This window comes from Bradyrhizobium sp. HKCCYLRH3061, assembly GCF_051168015.1.
In the GTDB taxonomy this organism is placed as follows: domain Bacteria; phylum Pseudomonadota; class Alphaproteobacteria; order Rhizobiales; family Xanthobacteraceae; genus Bradyrhizobium.
Map to the genome: position 1 here is coordinate 41635 of NZ_JBNPUE010000023.1, position 23652 is coordinate 65286.

18 protein-coding genes are annotated in these 23652 nt (G+C 65.2%); 9 read left to right on the forward strand and 9 right to left on the reverse strand.

The window, feature by feature from the left end; translation table 11 throughout:
• Nucleotides 1–136: 136 nt before the first annotated feature.
• From ACQR2C_RS28945 to ACQR2C_RS28955, 3 genes are all read right to left on the reverse strand, one after another.
• The gene (locus tag ACQR2C_RS28945; RefSeq protein WP_434882639.1) at nucleotides 137–1309 is read right to left on the reverse strand and encodes a restriction endonuclease subunit S; all 1173 of its coding nucleotides are present in this window, start codon (nucleotides 1307–1309) and stop codon (nucleotides 137–139) included.
• On the reverse strand, nucleotides 1306–2847 hold the full coding sequence (locus tag ACQR2C_RS28950; RefSeq protein ID WP_434882640.1) for a type I restriction-modification system subunit M: 1542 nt from the start codon (nucleotides 2845–2847) through the stop codon (nucleotides 1306–1308). Before ACQR2C_RS28950 ends, ACQR2C_RS28945 begins: the two co-directional genes overlap by 4 nt.
• 793 nt (nucleotides 2848–3640) lie before the next feature.
• Complete coding sequence (locus ACQR2C_RS28955) at nucleotides 3641–4729, reverse strand: COX15/CtaA family protein (protein WP_434882641.1); 1089 nt, start codon at nucleotides 4727–4729, stop codon at nucleotides 3641–3643.
• Nucleotides 4730–4831: 102 nt separating this feature from the next.
• Between ACQR2C_RS28955 and ACQR2C_RS28960 the strand changes: the two genes are divergently transcribed.
• Complete coding sequence (locus tag ACQR2C_RS28960) at nucleotides 4832–5053, forward strand: DUF2842 domain-containing protein (RefSeq protein ID WP_315799662.1); 222 nt, start codon at nucleotides 4832–4834, stop codon at nucleotides 5051–5053.
• Here the strand turns inward: ACQR2C_RS28960 and ACQR2C_RS28965 are convergent, their stop codons facing one another.
• Complete coding sequence (locus tag ACQR2C_RS28965) at nucleotides 5054–6115, reverse strand: polysaccharide deacetylase family protein (protein ID WP_434882642.1); 1062 nt, start codon at nucleotides 6113–6115, stop codon at nucleotides 5054–5056.
• A gap of 287 nt (nucleotides 6116–6402) precedes the next feature.
• Here ACQR2C_RS28965 and ACQR2C_RS28970 point away from each other — a divergent pair, with 287 nt between their 5' ends.
• On the forward strand, nucleotides 6403–7635 hold the full coding sequence (locus ACQR2C_RS28970; RefSeq protein WP_434882643.1) for a GNAT family N-acetyltransferase: 1233 nt from the start codon (nucleotides 6403–6405) through the stop codon (nucleotides 7633–7635).
• Here the strand turns inward: ACQR2C_RS28970 and ACQR2C_RS28975 are convergent.
• Nucleotides 7632–9929, reverse strand: a complete 2298-nt coding sequence (locus ACQR2C_RS28975) for a GumC family protein (protein WP_434882644.1) — start codon at nucleotides 9927–9929, stop codon at nucleotides 7632–7634. The two genes, ACQR2C_RS28970 and ACQR2C_RS28975, sit on opposite strands and share 4 nt — an antisense overlap.
• A gap of 364 nt (nucleotides 9930–10293) precedes the next feature.
• On the opposite strand from ACQR2C_RS28975, the gene ACQR2C_RS28980 reads away from it, so the two are divergent.
• From ACQR2C_RS28980 to ACQR2C_RS28990, 3 genes are all read left to right on the forward strand, one after another.
• The gene (locus tag ACQR2C_RS28980; RefSeq protein ID WP_434882662.1) at nucleotides 10294–11427 is read left to right on the forward strand and encodes a glycosyltransferase family 4 protein; all 1134 of its coding nucleotides are present in this window, start codon (nucleotides 10294–10296) and stop codon (nucleotides 11425–11427) included.
• 153 nt (nucleotides 11428–11580) lie between these two features.
• On the forward strand, nucleotides 11581–13107 hold the full coding sequence (locus ACQR2C_RS28985) for an undecaprenyl-phosphate glucose phosphotransferase (protein WP_434882645.1): 1527 nt from the start codon (nucleotides 11581–11583) through the stop codon (nucleotides 13105–13107).
• Between the two features lie 87 nt (nucleotides 13108–13194).
• A complete protein-coding gene (locus tag ACQR2C_RS28990; RefSeq protein ID WP_434882646.1) occupies nucleotides 13195–14469 on the forward strand; it encodes an O-antigen ligase family protein in 1275 nt (424 codons plus the stop codon).
• Here the strand turns inward: ACQR2C_RS28990 and ACQR2C_RS28995 are convergent.
• Both ACQR2C_RS28995 and ACQR2C_RS29000 read right to left on the reverse strand, forming a co-directional pair.
• Entirely contained in the window at nucleotides 14466–15644 is a 1179-nt protein-coding gene (locus ACQR2C_RS28995; protein WP_434882647.1) for a saccharopine dehydrogenase family protein, read from the reverse strand. The two genes, ACQR2C_RS28990 and ACQR2C_RS28995, sit on opposite strands and share 4 nt — an antisense overlap.
• Before the next feature lie 130 nt (nucleotides 15645–15774).
• The gene (locus ACQR2C_RS29000) at nucleotides 15775–16560 is read right to left on the reverse strand and encodes a DUF169 domain-containing protein (RefSeq protein WP_315799654.1); all 786 of its coding nucleotides are present in this window, start codon (nucleotides 16558–16560) and stop codon (nucleotides 15775–15777) included.
• 185 nt (nucleotides 16561–16745) lie between these two features.
• Here ACQR2C_RS29000 and ACQR2C_RS29005 point away from each other — a divergent pair, with 185 nt between their 5' ends.
• Nucleotides 16746–18593, forward strand: coding sequence for a tetratricopeptide repeat protein (locus tag ACQR2C_RS29005; protein WP_434882648.1), 1848 nt, complete (start codon nucleotides 16746–16748; stop codon nucleotides 18591–18593).
• On the opposite strand, the gene ACQR2C_RS29010 is transcribed toward ACQR2C_RS29005, so the two are convergent.
• The gene (locus tag ACQR2C_RS29010; protein WP_434882663.1) at nucleotides 18590–19378 is read right to left on the reverse strand and encodes a YdcF family protein; all 789 of its coding nucleotides are present in this window, start codon (nucleotides 19376–19378) and stop codon (nucleotides 18590–18592) included. The genes ACQR2C_RS29005 and ACQR2C_RS29010 overlap by 4 nt on opposite strands.
• A gap of 130 nt (nucleotides 19379–19508) precedes the next feature.
• Between ACQR2C_RS29010 and ACQR2C_RS29015 the strand changes: the two genes are divergently transcribed.
• The 3 genes from ACQR2C_RS29015 (at nucleotide 19509) to ACQR2C_RS29025 (ending at nucleotide 22217) form a co-directional block, all read left to right on the forward strand.
• Nucleotides 19509–20450 (forward strand): acetamidase/formamidase family protein, encoded by a 942-nt coding sequence (locus ACQR2C_RS29015; protein ID WP_316181504.1) that lies wholly within the window; start codon nucleotides 19509–19511, stop codon nucleotides 20448–20450.
• Nucleotides 20451–21456: 1006 nt separating this feature from the next.
• Entirely contained in the window at nucleotides 21457–21654 is a 198-nt protein-coding gene (locus ACQR2C_RS29020) for a hypothetical protein (RefSeq protein WP_006614936.1), read from the forward strand.
• 86 nt (nucleotides 21655–21740) lie between these two features.
• A complete protein-coding gene (locus ACQR2C_RS29025) occupies nucleotides 21741–22217 on the forward strand; it encodes a GcrA family cell cycle regulator (protein ID WP_315799652.1) in 477 nt (158 codons plus the stop codon).
• Between the two features lie 251 nt (nucleotides 22218–22468).
• Here ACQR2C_RS29025 and ACQR2C_RS29030 read toward each other — a convergent pair whose 3' ends face one another.
• Complete coding sequence (locus ACQR2C_RS29030; RefSeq protein ID WP_315799651.1) at nucleotides 22469–23437, reverse strand: SDR family NAD(P)-dependent oxidoreductase; 969 nt, start codon at nucleotides 23435–23437, stop codon at nucleotides 22469–22471.
• Nucleotides 23438–23652 lie beyond the last annotated feature (215 nt).

Sequence of the window (23652 nt, forward strand, 5' to 3'; positions counted from 1 at the left end):
CATTGCGAGTGACCACCACGTAGTAGGTAAAGCGTAAGGCGCCCAAGGTCCACGCGTAAGAGTCTTGCCCGGGGGCATACTGCACTTGGGCCAGTATACCTATTTTTGAAGCGTCGCCTCAACGGAATGTCGGCCGTCAAAACCTTCCCGAAAAGGCGCGTTGCTGTAGAGACTTGAAAAGTGCATCCTGCCTCGTGGCGGCTGCGGCAGCGTCTTCTTGGAGCCCTCGTATGGTTTCGGCCTGCTGCACAAAGGCTTGCATTCGTGCTATCGGAGCAAGCGGAATTCTAGTTTCTGAAATCTGTTTGATATTCAGAGTTGGCTGGCTGACGGTACGCAGTTCCTTCCTGAAATACTCCTGAACCGACGATGATCGTAGATACTCTGCGACATAGTCCCGCAAGACGCGATCCTTAATAGGGACCCGGGCTACAGCTCGTGCAATGTTGAAGCCCTTTTCGGCTTCAGTTGCAACCGCAATCCCACCTGTCGATCCCACACAACTTATGAGAATCTCGTACCCTAGAAGCAACGACCGACGGTGTTTGTTACTAACCTCGCAAGCCACCTTCCGTAACTGCGCATGGCTCACCTTTCCATTCTGCAGGTCTGAGACACGAACCAAGAAAACGCCATCTGGATCATTATCTCCCGGCTGAACGACGCCGTAGTTAATTTTATCATCAGGGTCTATCAATTCTGCAAGCGACACTTCTGGCAGGCCAAGCGATCGTCCGAACATCTCTCGAAACGCGGAGCTAGAGAGACACTCGCCAATTTCGATCACCCGCCTCCGCTTCCGCCGCAGCGCATCGGCCTTGTCCAAGATCGCCGCGATCCGCCGCTGCTCGTCAAGCGGGGGGAGCGGGATTTCCAATTCACTCAAGCTCGTGGCGTTGACGCCACCCTGCGCAGCTCCCTGTGTCCTTTTCTCTATCTGACTCCAATAGCCTGGAGATTGGAAGAAATGAGACAAATAGCTAGGATCGATAGATTCAGTCGGCTTAACGCGGATTAGGTATGACGCAAATACAGCTCCATCAGGCGGCCTCCTAATCAGAAAGCTCTTCCCTGTGGTAGCGCCAGTCCTCGCGAACACAATGTCTCCGTCGTCAAGGCGAGCCGATCGGAGCTTTGCCTCTGGCGCGCTACAAAACGGCACTGACTTCCAGTCCACTGAACCGTTTTGAATGTCTGTGATCCGGAGAAATTTGGCTCCTGTATCATCGGGCGAAGCAGAGGCTGTCACGCCATAGTCGATCGCCCTCGTCAGTTCGGCAAGTCTTTTTGTGGGAAACGCAAAGCTCACAGCATCGCCTCCAACTCCGCGAGCCCGTCAGCAATTTCCTGCTCCAGCGCCTTCAGCTCGGCGATAATTTCCTTCGGCGGCCGATGCTGCGCGGCCTCATACACCACCTCCTTGTAACGGTTGATCGAGAGGTCGTAACCGGCTGCCTCGATCTCCGCCTTCGGCACACAAAAACTCTGCGCGGTGCGCGGCCGCTCGCGCTCGCTGCCGTTGCGCTCCTTCCAGCGCGCGGCGATGTCAGGTAGGTTGTTCTTATCGTGCTCGCCTGCGTCGAGCTTGGCGCGCGGGCCGAGCTTGTCGGTCGGCAGCAGCGGGTTGCGCTTGTCATCGAGCGAGATGCCATCGGCCTGGCAGTCGTAGAACCAGACGTGATCCGTGCCGCCCGAATTCGTCTTGGTGAACAGCAGGATCGCAGTCGAAACACCTGCATACGGCCGAAACACGCCGGACGGCAGTTTGACGATGCCGTCGAGCTTGTGGTCCTCGACCAGCATCTTCCGGATCGCCCTGTGGGCGGTGGAGGATCCGAACAGCACGCCGTCCGGCACGATCACGGCGGCGCGGCCGCCGGGCTTCAGCAGCCGCAGAAACAGCGCCAGGAACAATAGCTCGGTCTTCTTGGTCTTGACGATCGACAGCAGGTCCTTCGCCGTGGTCTCGTAGTCGAGCGAGCCGGCGAACGGCGGATTGGCGAGCACGAGGCTGTAGCGGTCGGAATCGGCGGCGTGGTCCTGCGACAGCGAATCCTTGTAGCGGATGTCGGGATCGTCGACGCCATGCAGGGTCATGTTCATCGAGCCGATGCGCAGCATCGTGCCGTCGAAATCGAAGCCGTGGAACATCTCCTCGTTGAAATGGTCGCGGCTCTCCTTGTCGTGGAACAGTTTTGGGTCGTTCTCGCGCAGATACTCGCCGGCCTGGACCAGGAAGCCGCAGGTGCCGCAGGCGGGATCGCAGATCACGTCCTTGCGGGTCGGCGCCATCATCTCGACCATCAGCGCGATGATGTGGCGCGGGGTGCGGAACTGGCCGTTCTGGCCGGCGCTGGCAATCTTGCCCAGCATGTATTCGTAGAGGTCGCCCTTGGTGTCGCGGTCCTCCATCGGGATGTCGGCGAGCAGGTCGACCACCTTCGCCAGCAGCGCCGGCGTCGGAATCGTGAAGCGCGCGCCCTTCATGTGGGTGGCGTGCGCGGTGTCCGCGTCGGCCATCTTGCGCAGGAACGGAAAGACGTGCTCCGAGACGATGTCGAACATCGTTGCCGGGTCCTTGTTCTTCAGCCGCGACCAGCGCATCTCCTCGTAAGCGACGCCGCCGCCCTTGCCGATGCCATCCTTGCCTTCGGGGAAGATGCGCCGCTCCATCGGCTTGCCCAGCCGGGTGGCGCGGTTCTCCTCGCGCGTATGCGCCTCGTCGAGGCCGCGGATGAACAGCAGATAGGTGATCTGCTCGATCACCTCGATCGGATTGGCGATGCCCCCCGACCAGAACGCATTCCAGACATTGTCGATCTTGGACCGGAGTTCCCCCGTCAGCATTGTCCACCCCATTCCGTGTACATCTCGCTGACCGGCATAGCAAATTCGGCGGTGCGTGAAACGGATTCGGTACGATCATCCCCTGACAAAGTCTGGCGCATGTCGTTTAGCCGGAGCGGCGCGACAACGCTCTTGCATATTTCGGCAAATCAGCATATTCTGCCTTTGTTCCTGTCCAGCGAGGGGCGCTTCCGGATCGTCCAGTTGCGTGGGATTGGGAATGCGGTGGACGTGGCGGGCCGTGCGTGGACGAGAGTCTGCGCGGACGAGCGGCTGGTCACGGACGGCGAAATCGCGTGGTCCTGGCGCCCCGACGCTGGCGCCAAGTCTCGTATCGGTGCTTTCGGCATCGCGCGAGGTGACGGGGGCAAGACAGCCGGTCCCCGGGGAGATCGCGTATAAGCGTTAAAACCATCGCGCGGGGAAGGCCGGGTGTTTTCGGCCGTACCTGTGGTGACCGCCGCGTGCTTTTTTCTTTGCACGCGGGCCATGGGTGCCGGCCAGGCATCCGGCCTTCCCTGCGCCCTCGCGTTTTTCGGGGGCGAGACGATCGGCATGGCTCGGCGCACAAGCGCGCGAGGATGAGGGTGTATGTCTTGGCGAGATCGGGAGTTGCACGCAAAGGCGCTCATTGGCTCGCGCCCAACGTCCCAGTCGTCATTCCCGGGCGTGCGAAGCACGAGCCCGGAATCCATTTTCCAGCGTGTCTCGCGGCTCAATGGATTCCGGGCTCGCCCTGCGGGCGCCCCGGAATGACGGCGGAGGTCGCTGCAACAGCGAGCGCGAGAACGCCCTACCCCGCCTGCCCGGCCGCCACGGCCGTCCGCGGCACGGCGACAACAGCGACACGTCGCGGCGACAGGCGTTCGGCCTGCAGCACGGCGAGCGTCAACACGATGATGGCCGTGCCCTGATGCAGCAGCGCCAGCGAGATCGGCACCAGCGCAAGCAGGGTGAGAATGCCGAGCACCGCCTGCACCAGGATCGCCGCCAGCAGCCGGTGCGCGCCGCGCACGACGTTGCGGCCGGCGCCGGCACGCATCACGTCGAAGGCGTGCCACGCCGCCAGCGCCAACAACGTGTAGGCGGTCATGCGATGCATGAACTGCACCGTCAAATCGTTCTCGAACAGATTGATCCACCACGGCGAATGGATCCACAGATTGGCCGCCTTCGGGATCAGGCCGCCGTCGATCTCGGGCCAGGTGTTGTAGACGAGGCCGGCGCGCAGGCCCGCGACCAGCGCCCCGAGATAGAGCTGCACGAAGGTGATTCCGACCAGCACCCAGGCCGTCAGCCGCAGCCGCGCCGGCACTTCGGCCTCCTCGCGCGGCGCGAGCCGCCGCAGGGTCCAGACGATCGACGCGTAGATCAGCAGCGCCAGCGCGAGATGCGTCGCCAGCCGGACCGGCGCCACCTCGGTGCGCTCGGTGAGGCCGGAGGCCACCATCCACCAGCCGACCGCGCCCTGCAGCGCGCCGAGGCCGAAGATCAGCCACAGCCTGCGGCCGAGCGGCCCGGAGACGGCGCCGCGCCACAGGAACCACAGGAAGGGCAGCAGGTAGACCATGCCGATGACGCGGCCGAGCAACCGGTGGCTCCACTCCCACCAGAAGATGGTCTTGAACGCGTGCAGGGTCATGCCGGCGTTCATCTGCCGGTACTGCGGAATGGTCTTGTAGGCCGCGAAGGCGTCGCTCCAGGCCTGATCCGTCAGCGGCGGCAGGGTGCCGGTGACCGGCTTCCATTCGACGATCGACAGCCCGGATTCGGTCAGCCGTGTCGCGCCGCCGACCAGCACCATCAGCGCGATCAGGCCGGCCACGACGAGGAGCCAGATGCGGATCGCGGCGAGATCTGTCGTGCGGGGAACCGTGGTCATGGATGTTGAGCGCTCGATTGAACCGGGGCTGACAGGCCCTTATAATCCCGACCAAATCGCGCGCAAGCCGCGCCGCCCCCAGCCGAGGCTGACAATCCCGTCATGACGATCCGCACCCGCAAACTGATCGGCGCCGTCGCGCTGCTCCTGCTCGCCTTCGCCTGGTCGATGATGGGCATGGTGATGGCGCAATTTCCCCTGATCGCCAATTCCGGCTGGCTGCAGGCGGTGTATTACGTCGTCGTCGGCATGGGCTGGGTGCTGCCGGCGATGCCGATCGTCAGTTGGATGCTGCGCCCCGATCGGGAGCAGCAGCAGGGCTGATCAGCCGAGATCGAGCTTCGACGGCTGCGCGACTTTCTCCCGCGGCAGGGTCACCCCGGCCATCAGCACCTTCAGGGCGCGCAGCGAGCGTGAGCGGCCGTCCCAGGCGATGCGCGGCAGCATGTGCAGATGGGTGCGGCCCTCGCTCTGCACGACGCCTGACATCGCCGAGGCCGCGCTGACGAAACCCGCCTGCTCCGCGAGCACGACATCGCTGCGGCGGAACGAGGAGCGGTCGCCGAACGGATAGGCCATGTGCCGGACCGGGCGGCGCAGCGCCGTCTCCAGCACCGCCCTGCCCATCGCAATCTCGCGCTGGGCGTCGGCATCCCTGAGATTGGCGAGCACGGGATAATGCACGGTGGCACTGCCGATCGTGACGTTGGGGTCGGCGGCGAGCCGGGCGATGTCGGCCCAGTCCATCGCGGACTCGCGGCTCAGCGCGGTGAGATCGACCGAGTGGCGCGAGCAGAGGTCGCGGATCGCGATCGACAACTCGGCTGGCGGCAGCTTGCGCAGCCACGCCGAAAGATACGCGAACAGCTCGTATTTTTCCGCCGGCGTAAACACGTTGAAGCGCTGCTCACGATGATCGATCACGAGGCTGATGCGGGCCTCGCGCGCGATCACAGCCTCCAGCGCCAGCCACCAGGCTTCGCCGAGCCCGTCAGGAAAGGCCGAGGGCACGTAGACGGTGAACGGCACGCCGTGGTGCGCCAGCACCGGATAGGCGTGCGTGATCAGGTCCTTCGCGGCGCCGTCGAAGCTCAGGCAGGCGAAGCGACGGCTGTCGGGCAGCCGGACCGACCGGCCGCAGGCCTCGTCGAGCGAGACGATCTCGTAGCCCCAGCGCTTCAGCGCCCGGATCACCTTGTCGAGGAAGACGGGCGTGATCTCCGCGCATGTCAGCGGCTGGAACGCGCCCTTGCGCCGCGGCCGCACCCGCTCGAACCGCAGCACGGCACCGGCGCCGGCCGCGGCTCGCGAGGCGAGCAGCGTGCGACCGCTGAAATAGGCCAGCTCGAGCCGGGCGCTGCGCAGCCACCTGTTGTCCGACGACAATTCCCGCGCCCCTTCCGAAAATCCCACTTGAAACCAGATCGTCCGCGCCCACCTGATGCGGACAGACCATGGCGCGATCGCGTCATGATCACCGCCATCCGATGATAGCGACCATCCGCCGTCAAGATCGCGTAGGCGCTGCCGATTTGAACAGATCTTTGTTCGTATCTTTCCCGATTTGGGACGAAGTCATTGCCATTACCTTTTGTTGAGACTTCTTTGCGAGGGTCTCCTGACGTCAAGCAACAAAATTCCAAGACAACATTCACGACAACGCGAGCTGCGCGATGACCATGGCCGCCGTGATCGAGAGCCGGACGGCGCAGGCGCCCGCGCGGCGGCTGCCGTCGGGGCTCGCACGCGTCGACATCGTGTCCGATCTCGCCGCCGCCGAATCGATCTGGCGCGCGCTCGAAGTCCCCGACCATGTCTCGACCCCCTACCAGCGCTTCGACCTGCTGGGCGCATGGCAGCGCGACGTCGGCGCGCGCGAGCATGCGACGCCGTTCATCGTCATCGGGCGTGATGCCGAGCAACGCCCGTTGCTGCTGCTGCCGCTGACGTTGCGGCACGCTTGCGGCGTGCGCATCGCCAGCTTCATGGGTGGCAAGCATACGACGTTCAACATGCCGCTGATGGATCGCGAATTCGTCGCGCGCGCCAGCACCGGCGATCTCGACGTCCTGCTCGCAGGGCTGCGCGATCGCGGCGGCGTCGACGTGCTCGCCTTGACGCAGCAGCCGGAGCGCTGGCGGGATGTCGCCAATCCGCTGGCGCAATGGCCGCACCAGCCGTCCGTGAACGACTGCCCGGTGCTGCTGATGCCGCCGGGGGCCGCGCCGACGGCGCTGCTGTCGAATTCGTTCCGCAAGCGGCTCAAGAGCAAGGAAAAGAAGCTGCAGGCGCTACCCGGCTATCGCTACATGGTCGCGGGCAGCGACGCAGAGGTCACCGAGCTGCTCGACTGGTTCTTCCGCACCAAGCCGGTCCGCATGGCCGAGCAGAGGCTGCCGAATGTGTTCGCGGAAGCAGGCGTCGAGGCCTTCGTGCGCAGCGCCTGCATGGCAAAGCTCGACTGCGGGCATCGCGCCATCGATATCCACGCGCTGCGCTGCGACGACGAGATCATCGCATTGTTTGCCGGCGTCGCCGACGGGGCCCGCTTCTCGATGATGTTCAACACCTACACGCTGTCGGAGAATGCGCGCTGGAGCCCCGGGCTGATCCTGATGCGCTCGATCATCGATCACTACGCGCAACAGGATTTTCGCGCCCTCGATCTCGGCATCGGATCGGACGACTACAAGCGGATGTTCTGCAAGCACGACGAGCCGATCTTCGACAGCTTCATGGCGTTGACCGCGCGCGGTCGCGTCGCCGCGACGACGATGGCTGCGGTCGGTCGGGCCAAGCATGCCGTCAAGCACAGCCCTGCCCTGTTCCGTCTGGCACAACGGCTGCGCAGCGCGCTGCAATCGCGTGGCGGCGTCGCCAAGGCTGACGAGAAGGCCGAAGACTAGGCGGCGACGCCGCGCGGCCCCGGCTGGGTGCGGTTGGCGCCTCCGGCCGGTGCCTTCAGCATGGTGACGGCGCCGAAGCCGACCTCGCGCAGCTGCTCGCTCATCTGGCTGCGCGCCTCGGCAGCCATGTTGGGATCGGGCACGACGACGGCGCGCGCGCCCGCGGTCAACAGCTCGGCCGGCAGGTCGGAGGCGTTGCCGGCGTCGAGCAGGACGTGGTCGTAGACCCGCAGCAGCGCGTCGATGGCGAGCGCGAGCCGCGGCGATTGCAGTTGGCTGCGGTCCGCGCCCGGGCGGCCGGCGTTGACGATGTGCAGCCGCGAGGTCTGGTCCTTGGTGATGATGGACGCGAACGACGCCTCGCCCAGCATCAGCTCGATCAGGCCGGGCGCGGCCGGATCGACCGAGACGCCTGCAAGCAATTGCGGGCTGCCGGCGAGGTCGACCAGCACCACGCGCGCCTGCGCCGCCATGGTGCGGGCGATCGCGAGCGCGGTGGACGTGACGGCATCGCCGCCGGCCGTGCCGAGCACGGTGACCTTGCGGGCGCCCTCGCCCGCGGCGAGCAGATCGGATGCGAGCTGCTCGAGCTCGTTCATCGGCGCTGGCTTGATCGGCTCGGCCGACGGCGCCTCGGCCGCCTGCATGGCCGTGACGGGCGGCGGTACGAAAGCCGGATGCGTGGCCTCAACCGGCGCCGGCGTCGAAGGTGGTGTAACGGCCGGCGATGCGGAAACCGTCCGCGGGGCGATCATCGGCTCGACCCGCGCCGCGAGCACCATGACGTCGGCCATGCTGCCCATGGCCGGGGCGGTGGGGCCCGCCGCGCGCGGCGCCGTGAGGCGCAGCAGCTCTCCGGTGATGACCACGCCTGAGGTCAGCATCAGGGTCGCCAGCGTCGCGATCAGCACGATCGGCAGCTTCTTCGGATAGGCCGGCGTATTCGACACCACCGCCCGCGAGATGATCCGTCCATCCGCCGGCGGCGTGTCGAGCGTTTCGCGGGTGTTCGCCTCGCGGTATTTGGCGAGATACGATTCCAGCAGGTCGCGCTGCGATTTGGCATCGCGCTCCAGCGCCCTCAGCTGGACATCAAGGCCATTGGTGGAGGTGGCCTGCTTCTTGGCCTGCTCGAGGCTCTGGCTCAGCATCTGCACCCGCCCGTCGGCGATGCGCGCGTCGCTGTCGAGCGAGCGGGAGATCTTGCCGGCCTCGTCGCGGATCTGGCGGTCGAGATCAGCCAGTTGCGCCTTCAGTTCCTTGATGCGCGGATGATTGTCGAGCAGTGTCGACGACTGCTCGGCGAGCTGCGCGCGCAGGCTCACGCGCTGCTCCGACAAGCGGCGCATCAGCTCGGAATTGAGCACCTCGGATGCCTCGATCGGCTGGCCGCTCTGCAGCATCTCGCGGATCAGCCGCGCCTTGGTCTCGGCGTCCGATTTCAAGGCGCGGGCATTGTTGAGCTGGGTGTTGACCTCGCCCATCTGCTGGTTGGACAACGAGGTGTTGTTGGTCCCCATGAACGAATTCGACTTGGCGCGGAACTCCTCGACCCGCGATTCCGCCTCCTCGACCTTCTTGCGCAGGCCCTGGATCTCCCCAGCCAGCCACTGGCTGGCCGACTTCGCCTGCGCCTGCCGGGCATTCTGCTGAACCACGAGATAGCCGTCCGCGATCGAATTCGCGACCTGCGCGGCCAGCGCCGGATCCTGAGACTGGAACTCGACGACGAGGACGCGCGATTTGTCGACGGCGTAGACCGTCAGGCGTTCGTAATAGGCATCCATAACGCGCTCGTCCGGCGTCATGGCAAGCGGATCCTTCACGAGCCCGACCATGGCCAAGACGGACTTCAGCGGCGACACGCCGCGCAGGACGGGATCAAACTCCGGCAGCTCGCCCAGCTTGTTCTTCCTGATGATGTCGCGCGCCAGATCGCGCGACAGCACCAGTTGCACCTGGCTGGTGACCGCCTCGGGATCGAGTGCCGTTCGCTCCTCGGTACGCTCGCCGTTCGGCCGCACGAACACGTTTTCGCGGCCGTCGATCAGGATCCGCGCTTCGGACTTGTACCGCGGCGTGATCATGTTGACTGCGGTGATCGACAGAACGAGAGCGAGCAGCGTCGGCAAAAGAATGAAGCCGCGCTTTCGTGCCAAGGCGCGGCCGACCAGCCGGAGATCGAGATCGCCGGCCGGGCCAGGCTCGGACGACGATGGCGAGCCTGTCACGGGTCGAACGGGGGTTCCGTCAACCTGTGTCGTCTTGCCGCCACGCCAGAACGCCAACCGCATCATCCACTCCCGCGAGACCTACGCCACGCCACCACCATACGTGGTACAATTACACTCCATTAAGGTTGCTGACGGGTTAACCTGAGCGCCTGCAACCTCGCCCTATCCAACAATCGTCATCCATCGCCATATGCTGCTCGCAACAAGTAGGCTTGCGCCAGATCGCCACAATGCTGGAGCGAACCTGCCTGGCAACGACGACGAGTGAGACTTTGTTAACCATCAAGCCTCTATCGAGGTTGGAGCTATCAATATTCAGCGACGAGAGGCGCCCGTGCTTCCTCTATCCGCCAGTCGTCAGATCAGCTCGCGCAGCGACGCCTGGCAAAACCACGCGCAGGCCGAAGGCGCGGGCGAGTTCGACATGGCACCGTCGCAGACCAAACCTCTCAAAATCCTTCACGCCGTCAGAGCTCCCGTCGGCGGTATCTTTCGTCACATCCTCGACCTTGCCAACGGTCAGGTGGATCACGGGCATGACGTCGGCATCATTGCGGACAGCCTGACCGGCGGCGAACGCGCTGATGCCGCGCTGGCCCAGATCACCCCCCGCCTGACACTCGGTGTCCATCGCATTCCCATTCATCGCGAGCCCTGGCCGAGCGACATTCCAGCACTGACCCGGTTCCACCGCCTCTCCCGTGCGCTCGCCCCCGACGTGCTGCACGGCCACGGCGCCAAGGCCGGCGCGTTCGTCCGCCTGCTGCCGCATCGGCCAGGAACGATCCGTATCTACACGCCTCACGGCGGCTCGCTGCACTACCCGCTCGACACGCTCAAAGGTGCGCTGTACGGCCGGCTTGAACGTGCGCTGATGAACCGGACAGATCTCTTCCTGTTCGAGAGCGCCTTCGCCCGCGACACGTATGAGCGCATGATCGGCCATCCCAGGGGATTGGTGAATTGCGTCTTCAACGGCGTCACTGCAGGCGAATTCGACCCGGTCACGCCGGCTCAGGACCAGACCGACCTGGCCTATGTCGGCGAGTTCAGGCACATCAAGGGCACGGATCTGCTGATCGACGCCGTCGCGCAGCTGCGCTCCCGTGGCCGGCCGCTGACATTGACGTTGGGCGGCGACGGCGAAGAGATGTCAAAGCTCAAGGCTCAGGTCGAACGCCTCGGTCTTGCGGCGGCGGTGCGCTTCATCGGCCATGTGAAGGCCCGCGATGGATTTTCCAAAGGACGCCTGCTCGTCGTTCCCTCGCGTGGCGATTCCATGCCTTATGTCGTGATCGAGGCGGGTGCAGCCGGGGTTCCGATGATCGCGGCCAGAGTCGGCGGCATCCCCGAGATCTTCGGACCGCATAACGACGCGCTATTCATGCCGGGCAACGCGACCGCGCTGGCCGACGCCATCGTGGCCGCGCTGGACGATCCCGCCACCGCGCAGCTCCGCGCAAAGGCGCTGCGCGAGCGCGTCTTCCAGCATTTCTCGCAGAAGGCGATGGTCGAGGGCGTGCTCGAAAGCTACCGCGAGGCGTTTACCAAGACCTGACGTCATTTACCATCGCTAACCGTTTCTTCCGATTTGGCCCGTAATCCCGCCGGTAGGGAATTTCCCCCGGCGCTATCAGCGCTTACATGACCACAAATACTAACAAACATAATCCGGGCTTGTACGACTGTGGAACCGATCAACGCTCGCTCGATGTTGGATGCTGCTGCGGCCACGGCCGCATCGACCGCGGCAGGCAAGCCGGCCGTTGAACGGCGTCGCCGCCTGTCACCGGCGGCCCTGGCAGTCGCCAATCAGAAGGTTCACCGCGCCTATTCTCCAATCGTCCTCGCCGGGATCGTCCGCATCACCGATTTCGTGCTGTTGAGCGTCGTCGGCAGCGCCGTCTATTTCGGCTACGTGGTTCCGCTCAGCGGCTTCCATTGGGAGTATCTCGTTGCCATCGTCGGCCTCGCCGTGAGCGCGGTGGTGTGCTTCCAGGCCGCCGACATCTACCAGATCCAGGTCTTCCGCGCCCAAGTGCGGCAGATGACCCGGATGATCTCGTCCTACTGCTTCGTGTTCCTGCTGTTCATCGGACTGTCCTTCTTCGCCAAGATCGGCAGCGAGGTCTCCCGTCTCTGGCTCGCCGCGTTCTTCTTCGTCGGACTCGGCGCGTTGATCGCGAGCCGCGTCGTGCTGCGCAACCTGATCCGCAGCTGGGCCCGACAAGGCCGCCTCGATCGACGGACCATCATCGTCGGCTCCGACCAGAGCGGCGAAGATCTGGTGCGTGCGCTGAAGGCGCAGGACGACTCCGAGATCGAGATCCTCGGCGTGTTCGACGACCGCAACGACTCCCGTTCGCTCGAGACCTGCGCCGGCGCACCGAAGCTCGGCAAGGTCGATGATATCGTGGAGTTCGCGCGCCGAACCCGCGTCGACCTGGTGCTGTTCGCGCTGCCGATCTCGGCCGAGACCCGTATCCTGGACATGCTGAAGAAGCTGTGGGTGCTGCCGGTCGACATCCGCCTGTCGGCCCACACCAACAAATTGCGTTTCCGCCCGCGTTCCTATTCCTATCTCGGTGCGGTCCCGACGCTCGACGTGTTCGAGGCGCCGATCACCGACTGGGATCTGGTGATGAAGATGCTGTTCGACCGACTGGTCGGCGGCCTCATCCTGCTGCTCGCGCTCCCGGTGATGGCGCTGGTCGCGCTCGCGATCAAGCTCGACAGTCCGGGGCCGGTGCTGTTCCGGCAGAAACGGTTCGGCTTCAACAACGAGCGAATCGACGTCTTCAAGTTCCGGTCGCTCTATCACCACCAGGCTGATCCCACGGCGTCCAAGGTCGTCACCAAGAACGATCCGCGCGTGACCCGCGTCGGCCGCTTCATCCGCAAGACCAGCCTCGATGAGCTGCCGCAGCTCTTCAACGTTGTGTTCAAGGGCAACCTGTCGCTGGTCGGCCCGCGGCCCCACGCGGTTCAGGGCAAGCTGCAGAACCGCATGTTCGACGAGGCTGTCGACGGCTACTTCGCGCGCCACCGCGTCAAGCCGGGCATCACCGGCTGGGCACAGATCAACGGCTGGCGCGGCGAGATCGACAACCAGGAGAAGATCCAGAAGCGGGTCGAATTCGACCTCTACTACATCGAGAACTGGTCCGTGCTGTTCGACCTCTACATCCTGCTCAAGACGCCGCTGGCGTTGATGACCAAGAGCGAGAACGCTTATTGATTGCGGGGATCCGGAGCGGGCGCAGGCCCGCTCCGCGCGTGTGTCCGGCCGATCCCGCCATGCGTTGCGTATGAGTGTGAGTTCGCGATGGCCATGACGGCGGCAGCCGGAGAGTTCGCATCCAGGCCGATGGCCCCTCCAGGCGTCGTCGCCCTGCAGCGCGCGCTGGTCTGGCTGGTCGGCGCATCCGGCGCCATCGTCTTTATCGAACCCAGCCCTTACGAGCTCGTGACACTCGCGTCCGCAGCAGTGTTCATTGCGACCGGCATGAGGCTGCGTCTCGTGTTCGTCCCGCTGCTGCTGCTGCTCGTCCTGGTGAATTTGGGCTACACGATCAGCGCCATACCGCTGCTCGACGATTCCAAGATCTCGACCTGGATCGCCACCTCCTGGTACATGGCGTTCACGGCGATCTTCATCGCCATGCTCGTATCGGACGACACCGAAGCACGGCTCGACATGCTCCGGCGCGGACTCGTGATGGGCGGCGCGATCGCGGCCCTCGCAGGTGTCGCCGGCTACTTCCATCTGGTGCCGGGCGGTTACGATCTCCTCACCTTGTATGGCCGCGCGCGCGGCACGTTCAAGGACCCGAACGTGCTCGGCGCATTCCTGATCCTGCCGGCGCTGCTCGCGCTGCAGAACGTCGTCACCGCCCGCCTTGCCGCGACATTGCGCGCCGGCTTTGCCCTCGGCTTGATGGCGCTCGCCATCCTGCTGGCGTTCTCGCGGGCAGCCTGGGGCGGGTTGGTCCTCACGGCTGCCTTCATGCTGGCGCTGATGGTGCTGACCAGCACATCCCCGCGCGAACGTTCCCGCATCATTTTCATGACGCTCGCGGCCGCGGTGGCCGGCATCGTCCTGATCGGCGTACTCCTCTCCATCGATTCCATCGCCGACATGTTCAAGCAGCGGGCGAGCTTCGACCAGAGCTATGACGAAGGGCGGTTCGGCCGGTTCGGACGCCACATCCTCGGCGCCGACATGGCGCTCGATCTGCCGTTCGGGATCGGACCGCTGCAGTTCCACAACTACTTTCCCGAGGACACCCACAACTCCTATCTGAACGCCTTCATGTCCGGCGGCTGGCTCTCCGGCATCTGCTATCCCGCCCTCGTGTTCACCACCGTCATCCTCGGCTTCCGCTATCTGTTCGCGCGCGTGCCGTGGCAACCCACCTACATCGCAGTCTTCGCAGCCTTCCTCGGCACTGTCGGCGAAAGCTTCATCATCGACACCGATCACTGGCGGCATTTCTTCCTGATGCTCGGCACGATGTGGGGCATGATCGCCGCGACCCGTGCCCACCAGGTCGAGGCGAACCGACCCGCAGGGATCGGTCCGCACATCGCAACCTCCTAGTCCTCCACCGCGAACGTCAGGCCGGCATTGTCGACCAGCCGCTTGATCAGGCTGTCCTGGAGCGCCGCGCCCGGGGTCCAGAAGCCGCCCTTCACACCGGCGCCGTCGCGCAGCAGGCCGACGGCGCATTCGCTGATCATCTTCGAGGTCGAGCCGTAGCCGGGGTCGCGGTTGCCCTTCACGGAGGCGCGGACCTGGCGGCCGTCGGGGGCGATCGCGACGAAGAGAAGATTGTAGTAGCCGTTCTCGCGCTCTTCCTTCGACGGCCCCTCGCCCGGCTTCGGCGCGTTCGGTCCGGTCTTCTCGGCATTGGCGGCCATCACCTTCTTGGCGTTGGCCTCGCCCTTCTCGCCCGGGCCGGTCAGCACCATTTCGTCGTAGATGAAATCCTGCCCGTACGGGAAACCCATCAGCATGTTGGAGCGGTGGACGTTGCGGGTGTTGATCAGCGCCATCATGAACGGCGCCGTCCAGGACTGCAGATCCTCCTCATAGGCCGGCTTGTTGCCGGACGGCTGTTTGGGGCCCTTGAAGCCGGGCGTCAGGGCGAACGAGTCCTTGAGGATCGGCACGAGACTGAGATCCTTGGCGACCGCATCGAACGTCGCCTTGGCGCTCGCCGCGGTGCCGCCCGACAAAGTCCCGCTCATGCCACGGACACGGCCTTTCACGCGGGCGGCGGGCGCGCCGAGCACGCGTCTCGCCTGCTGCTGCACGAAGTAGACTCCGAGCTCGAACGGGACGGAATCGAAGCCGCAGGAGAACACGATGCGCGCGCCGCTCTTCTCGGCGGTCGCCTGATGCTTGTCGATCATCTGCCGCATCCACACCGGCTCGCCACAGAGATCGACATAGTCGGTGCCGGTTTCGGCGCAGGCGGCGACGAGCTCGTTGCCGTAGAGCTGATACGGACCGACAGTGGTCAGCACGAGCTTTGTCTGCGCCACCATCGCCTGCAGTGACGCAGGATCCGACGCGTCGGCAACCACCAGCGGCGTATCTGCGGGCGCACCGATCTCGTCCCGCACGGCGGCAAGCTTGTCGAGGCTGCGGCCGGCCATCGCCCAGCGCAGCGATTTATCGCCGCCATATCGCTTGGTGAGATATTCGGCGACCAGTTTGCCCGTGAAACCGGTGGCGCCGTAGACGATGAGGTCGAACTTGGATGACGTCATTGTTGTTTCCTAGAGATCAACTGCGGATCAGTCACTCGGTCATTGCGAGGAGCCTTGCGACGAAGCAATCCAGACCGTCTCAAAAAAGGAACTCTGGATTGCTTCGCTTCGCTCGCAATGACGACACATGTCACTTCTTCCCATACGACACGCTCATGCCGGCGCGGACGTCGTTCTGAATGCCGTAAGGGGCGATCGGGTAGCGCAGACCGTTCCTGGCGAGCTGCTTCATGCCGGCGATCGCCTTGGCGAGATCGGACGGCTTCAGCGCCATCAGCATCTCCTCGTCCGGCACGCCGCCATAACGGCGCTCGGCGAAGCAGGGCAGCGACAGGCTCGGCTCGCCGGTTTTCAGCGCGCGTCCCCAGGAATCGGCGCAGGCGGTCTCGCCGACGACGCCCCACTCGAACTTCTTGTAGCCGACATATTGCAGGCCGTTGATCAGGATGATCATCTGTCCCGGCGTCGCATAGACAAGACAGATGTCCGGCGGATCCAGCCGGCCGCTCGACAGCGGGCTCACCGCCATGGCCTGATGGCGGCCGAACGGCACGACATCCAGCGCCTCCTGCCGTTTGCGCGCGTCCTCCGCCGTGCCGTGCCAGACGCCAACATAGTTCGCGCCCTCGAGCCATGTGTCGTCCTGCGGGCCGAGCCCGATCACCGCGCGGCACTGCGCGCCGACGAGATCATCTCCGGTGATGCCAACGGTCCAGCCGAGCCGCGAAGCCATGCTGACGATCTGGTCGGTGGTGTGCACCGCGTTGGGACGGCGGATCTTCTCGATCGCTTCCATGTCCTCGACGCGGGCAAACATCTTGATGCCGATCACGGTCGTCTTCAGCCGCAGCAGGCTGTTGAGATCGGCGACCATGGCCGCCAGGTCCAGCCTGTCTGCCGCGTTCGGCTGTTGCATGTGGCATTCCCTCCCTGCCGCACCGGGCGTCCGCGCCGCGTGTGGTTCAGCTTCGGGCGGCTTGTTAGACCCTCGCACCTGATGATGCCAGTATTTCCAGCTTCCGGCTCGCCCGCCATACCATGATCCTTCTCGAAATCACGGGAATCACTTATGAATTTTCGATCCTCGGAAAGGATCAGGTGATGACCCGCAGCGACCGGAAGGAAGGCGCCAAGAGCGCAACGGCCGGCCCCGGCGGAACGCCCGTGTTGTCGCCCGCCGCCCTCTACGAGGCGGGACTGCATCACCTCGGCGGAGGGCGTCTGCTCGATGCGCAGGTCTGCTGCGAGCAGGCGCTGGCGGCCGACCCGACCCACGCCGACAGCCTTGCGCTGATGGGCATCATCGCGCTGCAGACCGGCCAGCACGACCATGCCGTGGCGTGGTTCTCGCGCGCGATCCGGCAGACCCCGAAGATCGACTATCTCACCAGCCTCGGCTTCACCCTGAAGCAGATGGGCCGGCTCGACGACGCCCTCGCCGTCTTCGACAAGGCGATCCAGCTCAAGCCCGACGAGGCCGAGCTGTGGAAGCATATGGGCGGCGTACTGCAGGCGCTCGACCGCGGCGCCGAGGCGCTGCTGAGCTATCAGCACGCGCTGACGATCGATCCCGTGCACCGTGAGGCCGCGTTCCAGAGCGGCCTGCTGCTGCATCAGCAGCAGCGCTACGAGGAAGCCGCCCAGGCCTTCACGATCAGCCTGACGCAGCAGCCGGGCGACCTGCAGTCGCTGCAGATGCGCGCCCGCTGCCTGCGCGGGTTGAAGCGCTACGACGACTACCTGGCGGATTGCGAGCGCGCGCAGGCGCTGGCGCCGACCGATGTGCTGACCTGCAACAATCTCGGTGACGCCCTCGTCTGCCTGCGCCGGATCGACGAGGCGCTGGTCTGGTTCGACAAGGCATTGGCGCTGCGGCCGGGCTTTGTCGACGTGCTGCACAACAAGGGCTTCGCGCTGCTGCAGGCGCTGCGTTTCGAGGAGGCGGCCGCGGTCTACCGCGAGGTCCTCGCGACCGAGCCCGGCAACGCCAAGGCGGCCTGGCAGCTTGCCCATGTCGAGCTGCAATGCGGCGACTACGCCGCGGGCTGGGCGCGGCGCGAGGCGCGCTGGAACATGCCGGATTTCTCGCCCGAATATCCGCGCTTTGCGGAGCCGAAATGGCTGGGCAAAGAGGACATCACGGGGAAGACCGTCCTGATCGAGGAGGACGAGGGTTTCGGCGACACCATCCAGTTCGCGCGCTACCTGCCGATGGTCGCCGCGCGCGGCGCCAGGGTGATCCTGGTGGTCCGCGAGGCGCTGCGGCCGCTGCTGGCAGGTGTCGAGGGCGTGTCGGAATGTCTTGCGTTCGCGCCGGAGCTGCAGCGGCCGGCCTTCGACATGCATTGCCCGGTGATGAGCCTGCCGCTCGCTTTCGGCACCACACTCGCCACCATTCCGTCCGCTTCCTATCTGCCGCGGCTCCCGGCCGAGCGCATCGCGGCCTGGGAGCAGCGGCTGGGGTCGCATGACCGGCTGCGCGTCGGGCTGGTGTGGTCCGGCAACCCGCACCAGGGCAATGACCGCAACCGCTCGATGCCGCTGTCGACCTTGCTGCCGCTGCTCGATCTCGATGCGGATTTCATCAGCCTGCAAAAGGAGCTGCGGCCCGCGGACCGGACGATGCTGGCGCAGCAGAGCGGCATCCGCGACCTCACCGCCGAGCTGACCGACTTCGTCGAGACGGCGGCCTTGATCTCCTGCCTCGACATCGTGGTCACGGTCTGCACCAGCGTCGCGCATCTCGCCGCGACGCTCGGCCGGCCGACATGGATCATGCTGCCCTCCCTCGCCGACTGGCGCTGGCTCAGGGATCGCGATGACAGCCCGTGGTATCCGAGCGCGCGGCTGTTCCGGCAGGATGCAAGCTGCCGCTACGAGCCGGTCGTCGCGCACGTGCGCGGCGAGCTGGCGGCAAAAGCGGCCGGCTTCGGCAAGACGACCGCCTAGGCCGGTCCCGGAAACAGATCGTCGATGCGGCCGCGCAGGCGGTAGGCCAACAGCCCGACCCATTCGCGCACCGCAATGTCGGCGCGGCGCAGGCCGAGCAGCGAGATGCCATCGAAATCCAGCACGCGGCCGACGCGCCAATCGACCGGATACGGCTCGACCGGAAAGCCCGCTTTCCGGAACAGCCCGACCGAGCGCGGCATGTGATAGGCCGAGGTCACCAGCAGCCAGCGCTCGCCCGGCTTCGGGGAGATCATCGCCTTGGAGAAGATCGCATTCTCGTAGGTGTTGCGCGACTGCCGCTCCAGCAGCAGCCGCTCCCTGGGCACGCCGAGGCTGAGCAGGATCTCGGCGCCGACATCGGCCTCCTTGGCCTCGGTCGCGATCAGATTGGCGCTGCCGCCGGTGAACAGGATGCGTGCAGTCGGGTAGCGCCGCGCCAGCGCGGCCGCCTGGATCACCCGGTCCGCGCCCGCCACCGTCACCGGCATGCCGTACATTGCCGACAGATCGGAATCGACCGGACCGCCGAGCACGATGATGCCGTCCGGCGCACCGTTCGCCGGATCCCATTTCGGAAACCGGCTCTCCAGCGGATACAGCATCAGGCTGCCGAGCGGCGTCAGGCCGACGATCGCCAGTAGCAGCATGGCCGAGACGACCAGCCTGCGCCCCAGCACGGCAAACCGGGTCAGCATCAGGATGGCACCGAGCAGGCCCAGCGCGATCATGAAATTGGTCGGCAGTGCCAGCAGGCCGAGCGTCTTCGACAGCACAAAGAACATTGCGAGCTCCGGCGCGGGGTGAAGTGCCACGGCCGCCCTCATACACGACAGCCGCCATGCGTTGCCATCTCTCTGCGAACGCCATGGGATGCGCTATGCTCAGGCTCGAACCGGCAATAACGAGAGCATCATGGCCCACCATCATCTGCACGCCAGCCCCGAGACCTGCCATTGGGGCTTCTTCGAATCCCGGCTGAAGCCGGTGCTCACGGTTGACAGCGGTGACGAGGTCACGATCGATTCGATCAGCGGCGGACCCGACGTGGTGCCGGATACCAGCAAGTTCCACGTGCCGCCGGAGCTGTTCGACGTCCACGCCCGCAGCGAGCGCATGGTGCCCGGCCACATCCTGACCGGGCCGATCGCGGTCAACGGCGCCGAAATCGGCGACGTGCTCGAGGTCGACATTCTCGACGTCCAGCTGCGCCAGGACTGGGGCTATAATTTCATCCGCCCGCTGGCCGGCACCCTGCCCGACGATTTCCACGAGAGCCGGCTGATGAACATCCCGCTCGACAAGGAACGGATGGTCGGCAAGCTGCCGTGGGGGCTCGAGCTGCCGCTGGCGCCGTTCTTCGGCGTGATGGGTGTGGCGCCGCCGCCCGCCTGGGGCCGCATCACCTCGCTGATCCCGCGCGCGATGGGCGGCAATCTCGACAACAAGGAGCTCGGTGCCGGCGCCAAGCTGTATCTGCCGGTGTTCGTGCCGGGCGCGCTGTTCTCCTGCGGCGACGGCCATGGCGTGCAGGGCGACGGCGAGGTCTGCGTCACGGCGATCGAGACCGCGCTGCAGGGCCGCTTCCGCCTCACCGTGCGCAAGGATCTCAAGTTCGACTATCCACGCGCCGAGACCGCCACGCACTACATGACGATGGCGATGGACCCCGATCTCGACCAATGCGCGGTGCGGGCACTGCGCGACATGATCGTGCTGCTCGGCGAGAAGCGCAACCTGTCGCGCGAGGACGCCTACACGCTGTGCAGCCTCGCCGCCGACCTGCGGGTGACCCAGACCGTCAACGGCTCCAAGGGCATTCATTGCATGATCGCGAAGGCCGTCGTGCACGGGTGAGGTTTGTGTCGGGCACGCTGGCGCGGCTCGCCCCGCTGCCGTCGCCCGGCTCGACCGGGCGACCCATTATCCAGAGGCAGGCGTAAGTCCTCGACAGGCCGCGGCGTACTGGATCCCCCGCGTTCGCGGGGATGACGACCGAATTTGAAGTGCAACCCTCGTTCACTCCAAGAGACACGATCTATCATCCTCGCGCGCCGCTCGCGCCGAGTCATGCCATCATCTCACCCTCTCAAAAGTCGGAGGGCGCAGGGAAGGCCAGGCGCCGGCTGGCGCCTGCGGCCCGCCTGCGAGAAAAATGCAGGCGGCAGGTACCACAGGTGCAGCCGAGAACGCCCGGCCTTCCCTGCGCGATGGTGTTCACGCTTATACGCAGTCTGCCTGGTGCGCCGGGCTTGTTGGCCACCATTGCCCGCGCGGCGCGCAAGCGCCGTCGCGAACGTGACACCAGCGTCGGGGTGTCAGCACGCTGCGACTTCACGTCCGCGCCGAGCCGTTCGTCCGCGCATCCTCGCGGATACGCTGCGGCTCCATCGCGGCCATCGCTCCCCGCCTCGCGTGTCGTGACGATCGCGCGCAACGCCCCTTCCGAGTGAGGCGGGATGGCGGCACTAAAGCACAGTTTCCGGAAAAGCGAAAGTGTTATTTCTGGAATGACGAATTTTCTCGCACCGACCGGAAAAGCCGCGAGCGACCGTCCGCCTCTTCAGCCGACAATTCCGCCAGGGCTCCCCGATCAGGTGCCCCGCGGCACGGCGGCGGTTGAAGAAACCATCGGACACCGCGGCCCACGCGAATCTTCCCGGCCCGTGCTTCCCGTACCATTCCGGGCCCGGACTCGCCGAGCGGGCGGAGAGTCACCGCCGCGACCAGCCCGATTCGTCATATTTCCATAAAATTCAATATCTTAACCAGTTATCCCCAAGCCGCTGTACAACCAATCCGATTCCTAATAGAGTCTAAAAAGTTACTTTTCTGTACATCGGTTACGGACTAGCTTTTAGGCATGGCGACGGAAAAAGCCGAAACTGACCGCATCCCCGTAACCCTAGCCCTGGCAACCATCGGCTATCTCGAAAAGCTCGTGAAACAGGGAACCCACGGCACCAGCGTTCCGGGTGTCTGCAGAACGTTGATTGAAGAAGGCATCCGGCTCGCCATCAAGGATGGGCTGCTGTCGATTCGCGACAACGGACGGGCGTAAGCTAGGGACACGCAGCGCGGACAACAGTTTCGGTGCAGCCGTCGGCCAGGACGATCCAGGACGGATCAAACTTGGAAGCGACAACAATGCCCGCCGAACGACAGACACTCCCCACCTGGACCGAGGAACGGCTCCAGGCCCTGAAGCAGCACTTTGAGGCCGGGCTGACCTGCCGAGAGATCGCCGCCGAGCTCGGCGTCAGCCGCAACGCCGTGATCGGCAAGATCTCCCGCCTGGCGCTGACGCGCGACAATGGCGGCGACACCAGGCGCGTGGTTCGCGCCGAGACGACACGCGATGGCGCCCGCCGTCCCGTGCCGAAGCTGCGCCGCCGCATCCTGCGCGCGGTCCAGAACGATCCGCCGCCGATCGTTGTCGAGGAGCCGGTCGGCACGGTCGAGAACGGCTGCTCGCTGTTCGAACTCTCCAAGGAGCGCTGCCGCTGGCCGATCTCGACCCCCGGCGCCGACGATTTCTGCTTCTGCGGCTCCAAGCCGATCGAGGGCCTGCCCTATTGCCCGAGCCACACGCGGATGGCGTACCGGGTGGCGTCGTCGAGGTAAAACTCAGCGGCCGACTAATTAGTTGAAAGTCGTGTCTCGCCGCACGGACGGTGCACCCTCTCCCCTTGTGGGAGAGGGTGGATTCGATGCGTAGCATCGAATCCGGGTGAGGGGTCTCTCTCCATACGGGCGGCGATTCTGTGGATACAACCCCTCACCCAAGTGAGCACGACGCTGATATCAGCGGAGCCCTCTCCCACAAGGGGAGAGGGCGCAATCACTGGCACCGTCGAGGCGTGCGTACGCCAACCCTACCCCAGCTTCCAGCCCGCCTCCTGCGCAAAGCGCTGGAAGAACTCCGGCTCGTAGGCCTGCTCTGGTGACTGCCGGACGCGCATGTCGAGCAGCTTGGCGTCCTCGCCGACGAGGATGCGCCACTGCTCGGCCTTGACGCCGTCGAGGATGATCTTCGCGGCCTGCGCCGCCGTCGTCGGCGCGTCTTCGAGGAAGCTGCGGGCGCGCTCGCGGGCGGCGGCCTGGATGTCCTGGTCACTCATGGCGGAGACGTCGATGCCCATGCCCTTCATGCGCTGGCGCGCTAGCCCGATCTCGGTCTCGCTGAGCTCGTCGGACTCGGTGCCGCTCTGCACCTTGCGCGAGTTCGACACGATCGAGGTGCCGATATGGCCGGGCATCACGACCGAGCATTTGATGTGCGGCGCGTTGAGGCGGAGGTCGTTGATCAGCGCTTCGGTAAATCCCTTCACCGCGAACTTTGCGGCGCTGTAGGCGGTGTGCGAAACACCCATGCCGACCGAGGCCCAGAAGCCGTTGACGCTCGAGGTGTTGACGATATGAGCCTCGTCCGCCTTCAGCAGCATCGGCAGGAAGGTGCGGACGCCGAGATAGACGCCGCCCCAGCAGATGTTGAAGGTGCGCTCCCATTGCTCTCTTGAATTGGTGAACAGGCTGCCGCCGCCGCCGATGCCGGCATTGTTGAACAGCAGATGGATCTTGTCGGTGGCCTGCTGCTCGGCGAGTTCATCGCGAAAACGCTGGAGCTGCGCCTCGATCGAGACGTCGGCGACATGGGTGGTGACGCGCAGGCCCTGCGGCAGCTTCTCGGCCTCGCACAGCCGCTTGGTTTCGGCCATCGCCTCGGTCGAGACGTCGCACATGGCGACGTTGCAGCCTTCGGCGACGAGCTGGCGCGCGAGCTCGCGGCCCATGCCCGTGCCACCCCCGGTGATCACGGCGATCCTGCCGGCGAAATCCTTCATCGGATGGTCTTCCTTCCCTGCTGCGGGACGGCCATGCCGCCCCGGCGACTTGCTCGTTCTCTTCGTGGAACGCGTTTGCGAGCTTAGGACGTTTCGCCGGCCTGACCAGAGGGGATGTCGGAGATTTGCGTTGCAGCGCATGCAACGAAGATTTCAGCTTGGGGTTGAACCTTCTCGACAGGCGTCCGACTTATTCCGTGGGGAGGCAGGCTCGA

Excerpts from the sequence above, each read along its gene's own strand:
- ACQR2C_RS28985 (WP_434882645.1), top strand. The coding sequence starts at position 11,581 with ATGTTGGATGCTGCTGCGGCCACGGCCGCATCGACCGCGGCAGGCAAG.
- ACQR2C_RS29000 (WP_315799654.1), bottom strand. The coding sequence starts at position 16,560 with ATGCAACAGCCGAACGCGGCAGACAGGCTGGACCTGGCGGCCATGGTC.
- ACQR2C_RS29005 (WP_434882648.1), top strand. The coding sequence starts at position 16,746 with ATGACCCGCAGCGACCGGAAGGAAGGCGCCAAGAGCGCAACGGCCGGC.
- ACQR2C_RS29025 (WP_315799652.1), top strand. The coding sequence starts at position 21,741 with ATGCCCGCCGAACGACAGACACTCCCCACCTGGACCGAGGAACGGCTC.
- ACQR2C_RS28970 (WP_434882643.1), top strand. The coding sequence starts at position 6,403 with ATGACCATGGCCGCCGTGATCGAGAGCCGGACGGCGCAGGCGCCCGCG.
- ACQR2C_RS28980 (WP_434882662.1), top strand. The coding sequence starts at position 10,294 with ATGGCACCGTCGCAGACCAAACCTCTCAAAATCCTTCACGCCGTCAGA.
- ACQR2C_RS29020 (WP_006614936.1), top strand. The coding sequence starts at position 21,457 with ATGGCGACGGAAAAAGCCGAAACTGACCGCATCCCCGTAACCCTAGCC.
- ACQR2C_RS29010 (WP_434882663.1), bottom strand. The coding sequence starts at position 19,378 with ATGTTCTTTGTGCTGTCGAAGACGCTCGGCCTGCTGGCACTGCCGACC.
- ACQR2C_RS29030 (WP_315799651.1), bottom strand. The coding sequence starts at position 23,437 with ATGAAGGATTTCGCCGGCAGGATCGCCGTGATCACCGGGGGTGGCACG.
- ACQR2C_RS29015 (WP_316181504.1), top strand. The coding sequence starts at position 19,509 with ATGGCCCACCATCATCTGCACGCCAGCCCCGAGACCTGCCATTGGGGC.
- ACQR2C_RS28975 (WP_434882644.1), bottom strand. The coding sequence starts at position 9,929 with ATGCGGTTGGCGTTCTGGCGTGGCGGCAAGACGACACAGGTTGACGGA.
- ACQR2C_RS28990 (WP_434882646.1), top strand. The coding sequence starts at position 13,195 with ATGGCCATGACGGCGGCAGCCGGAGAGTTCGCATCCAGGCCGATGGCC.
- ACQR2C_RS28960 (WP_315799662.1), top strand. The coding sequence starts at position 4,832 with ATGACGATCCGCACCCGCAAACTGATCGGCGCCGTCGCGCTGCTCCTG.
- ACQR2C_RS28950 (WP_434882640.1), bottom strand. The coding sequence starts at position 2,847 with ATGCTGACGGGGGAACTCCGGTCCAAGATCGACAATGTCTGGAATGCG.
- ACQR2C_RS28955 (WP_434882641.1), bottom strand. The coding sequence starts at position 4,729 with ATGACCACGGTTCCCCGCACGACAGATCTCGCCGCGATCCGCATCTGG.
- ACQR2C_RS28995 (WP_434882647.1), bottom strand. The coding sequence starts at position 15,644 with ATGACGTCATCCAAGTTCGACCTCATCGTCTACGGCGCCACCGGTTTC.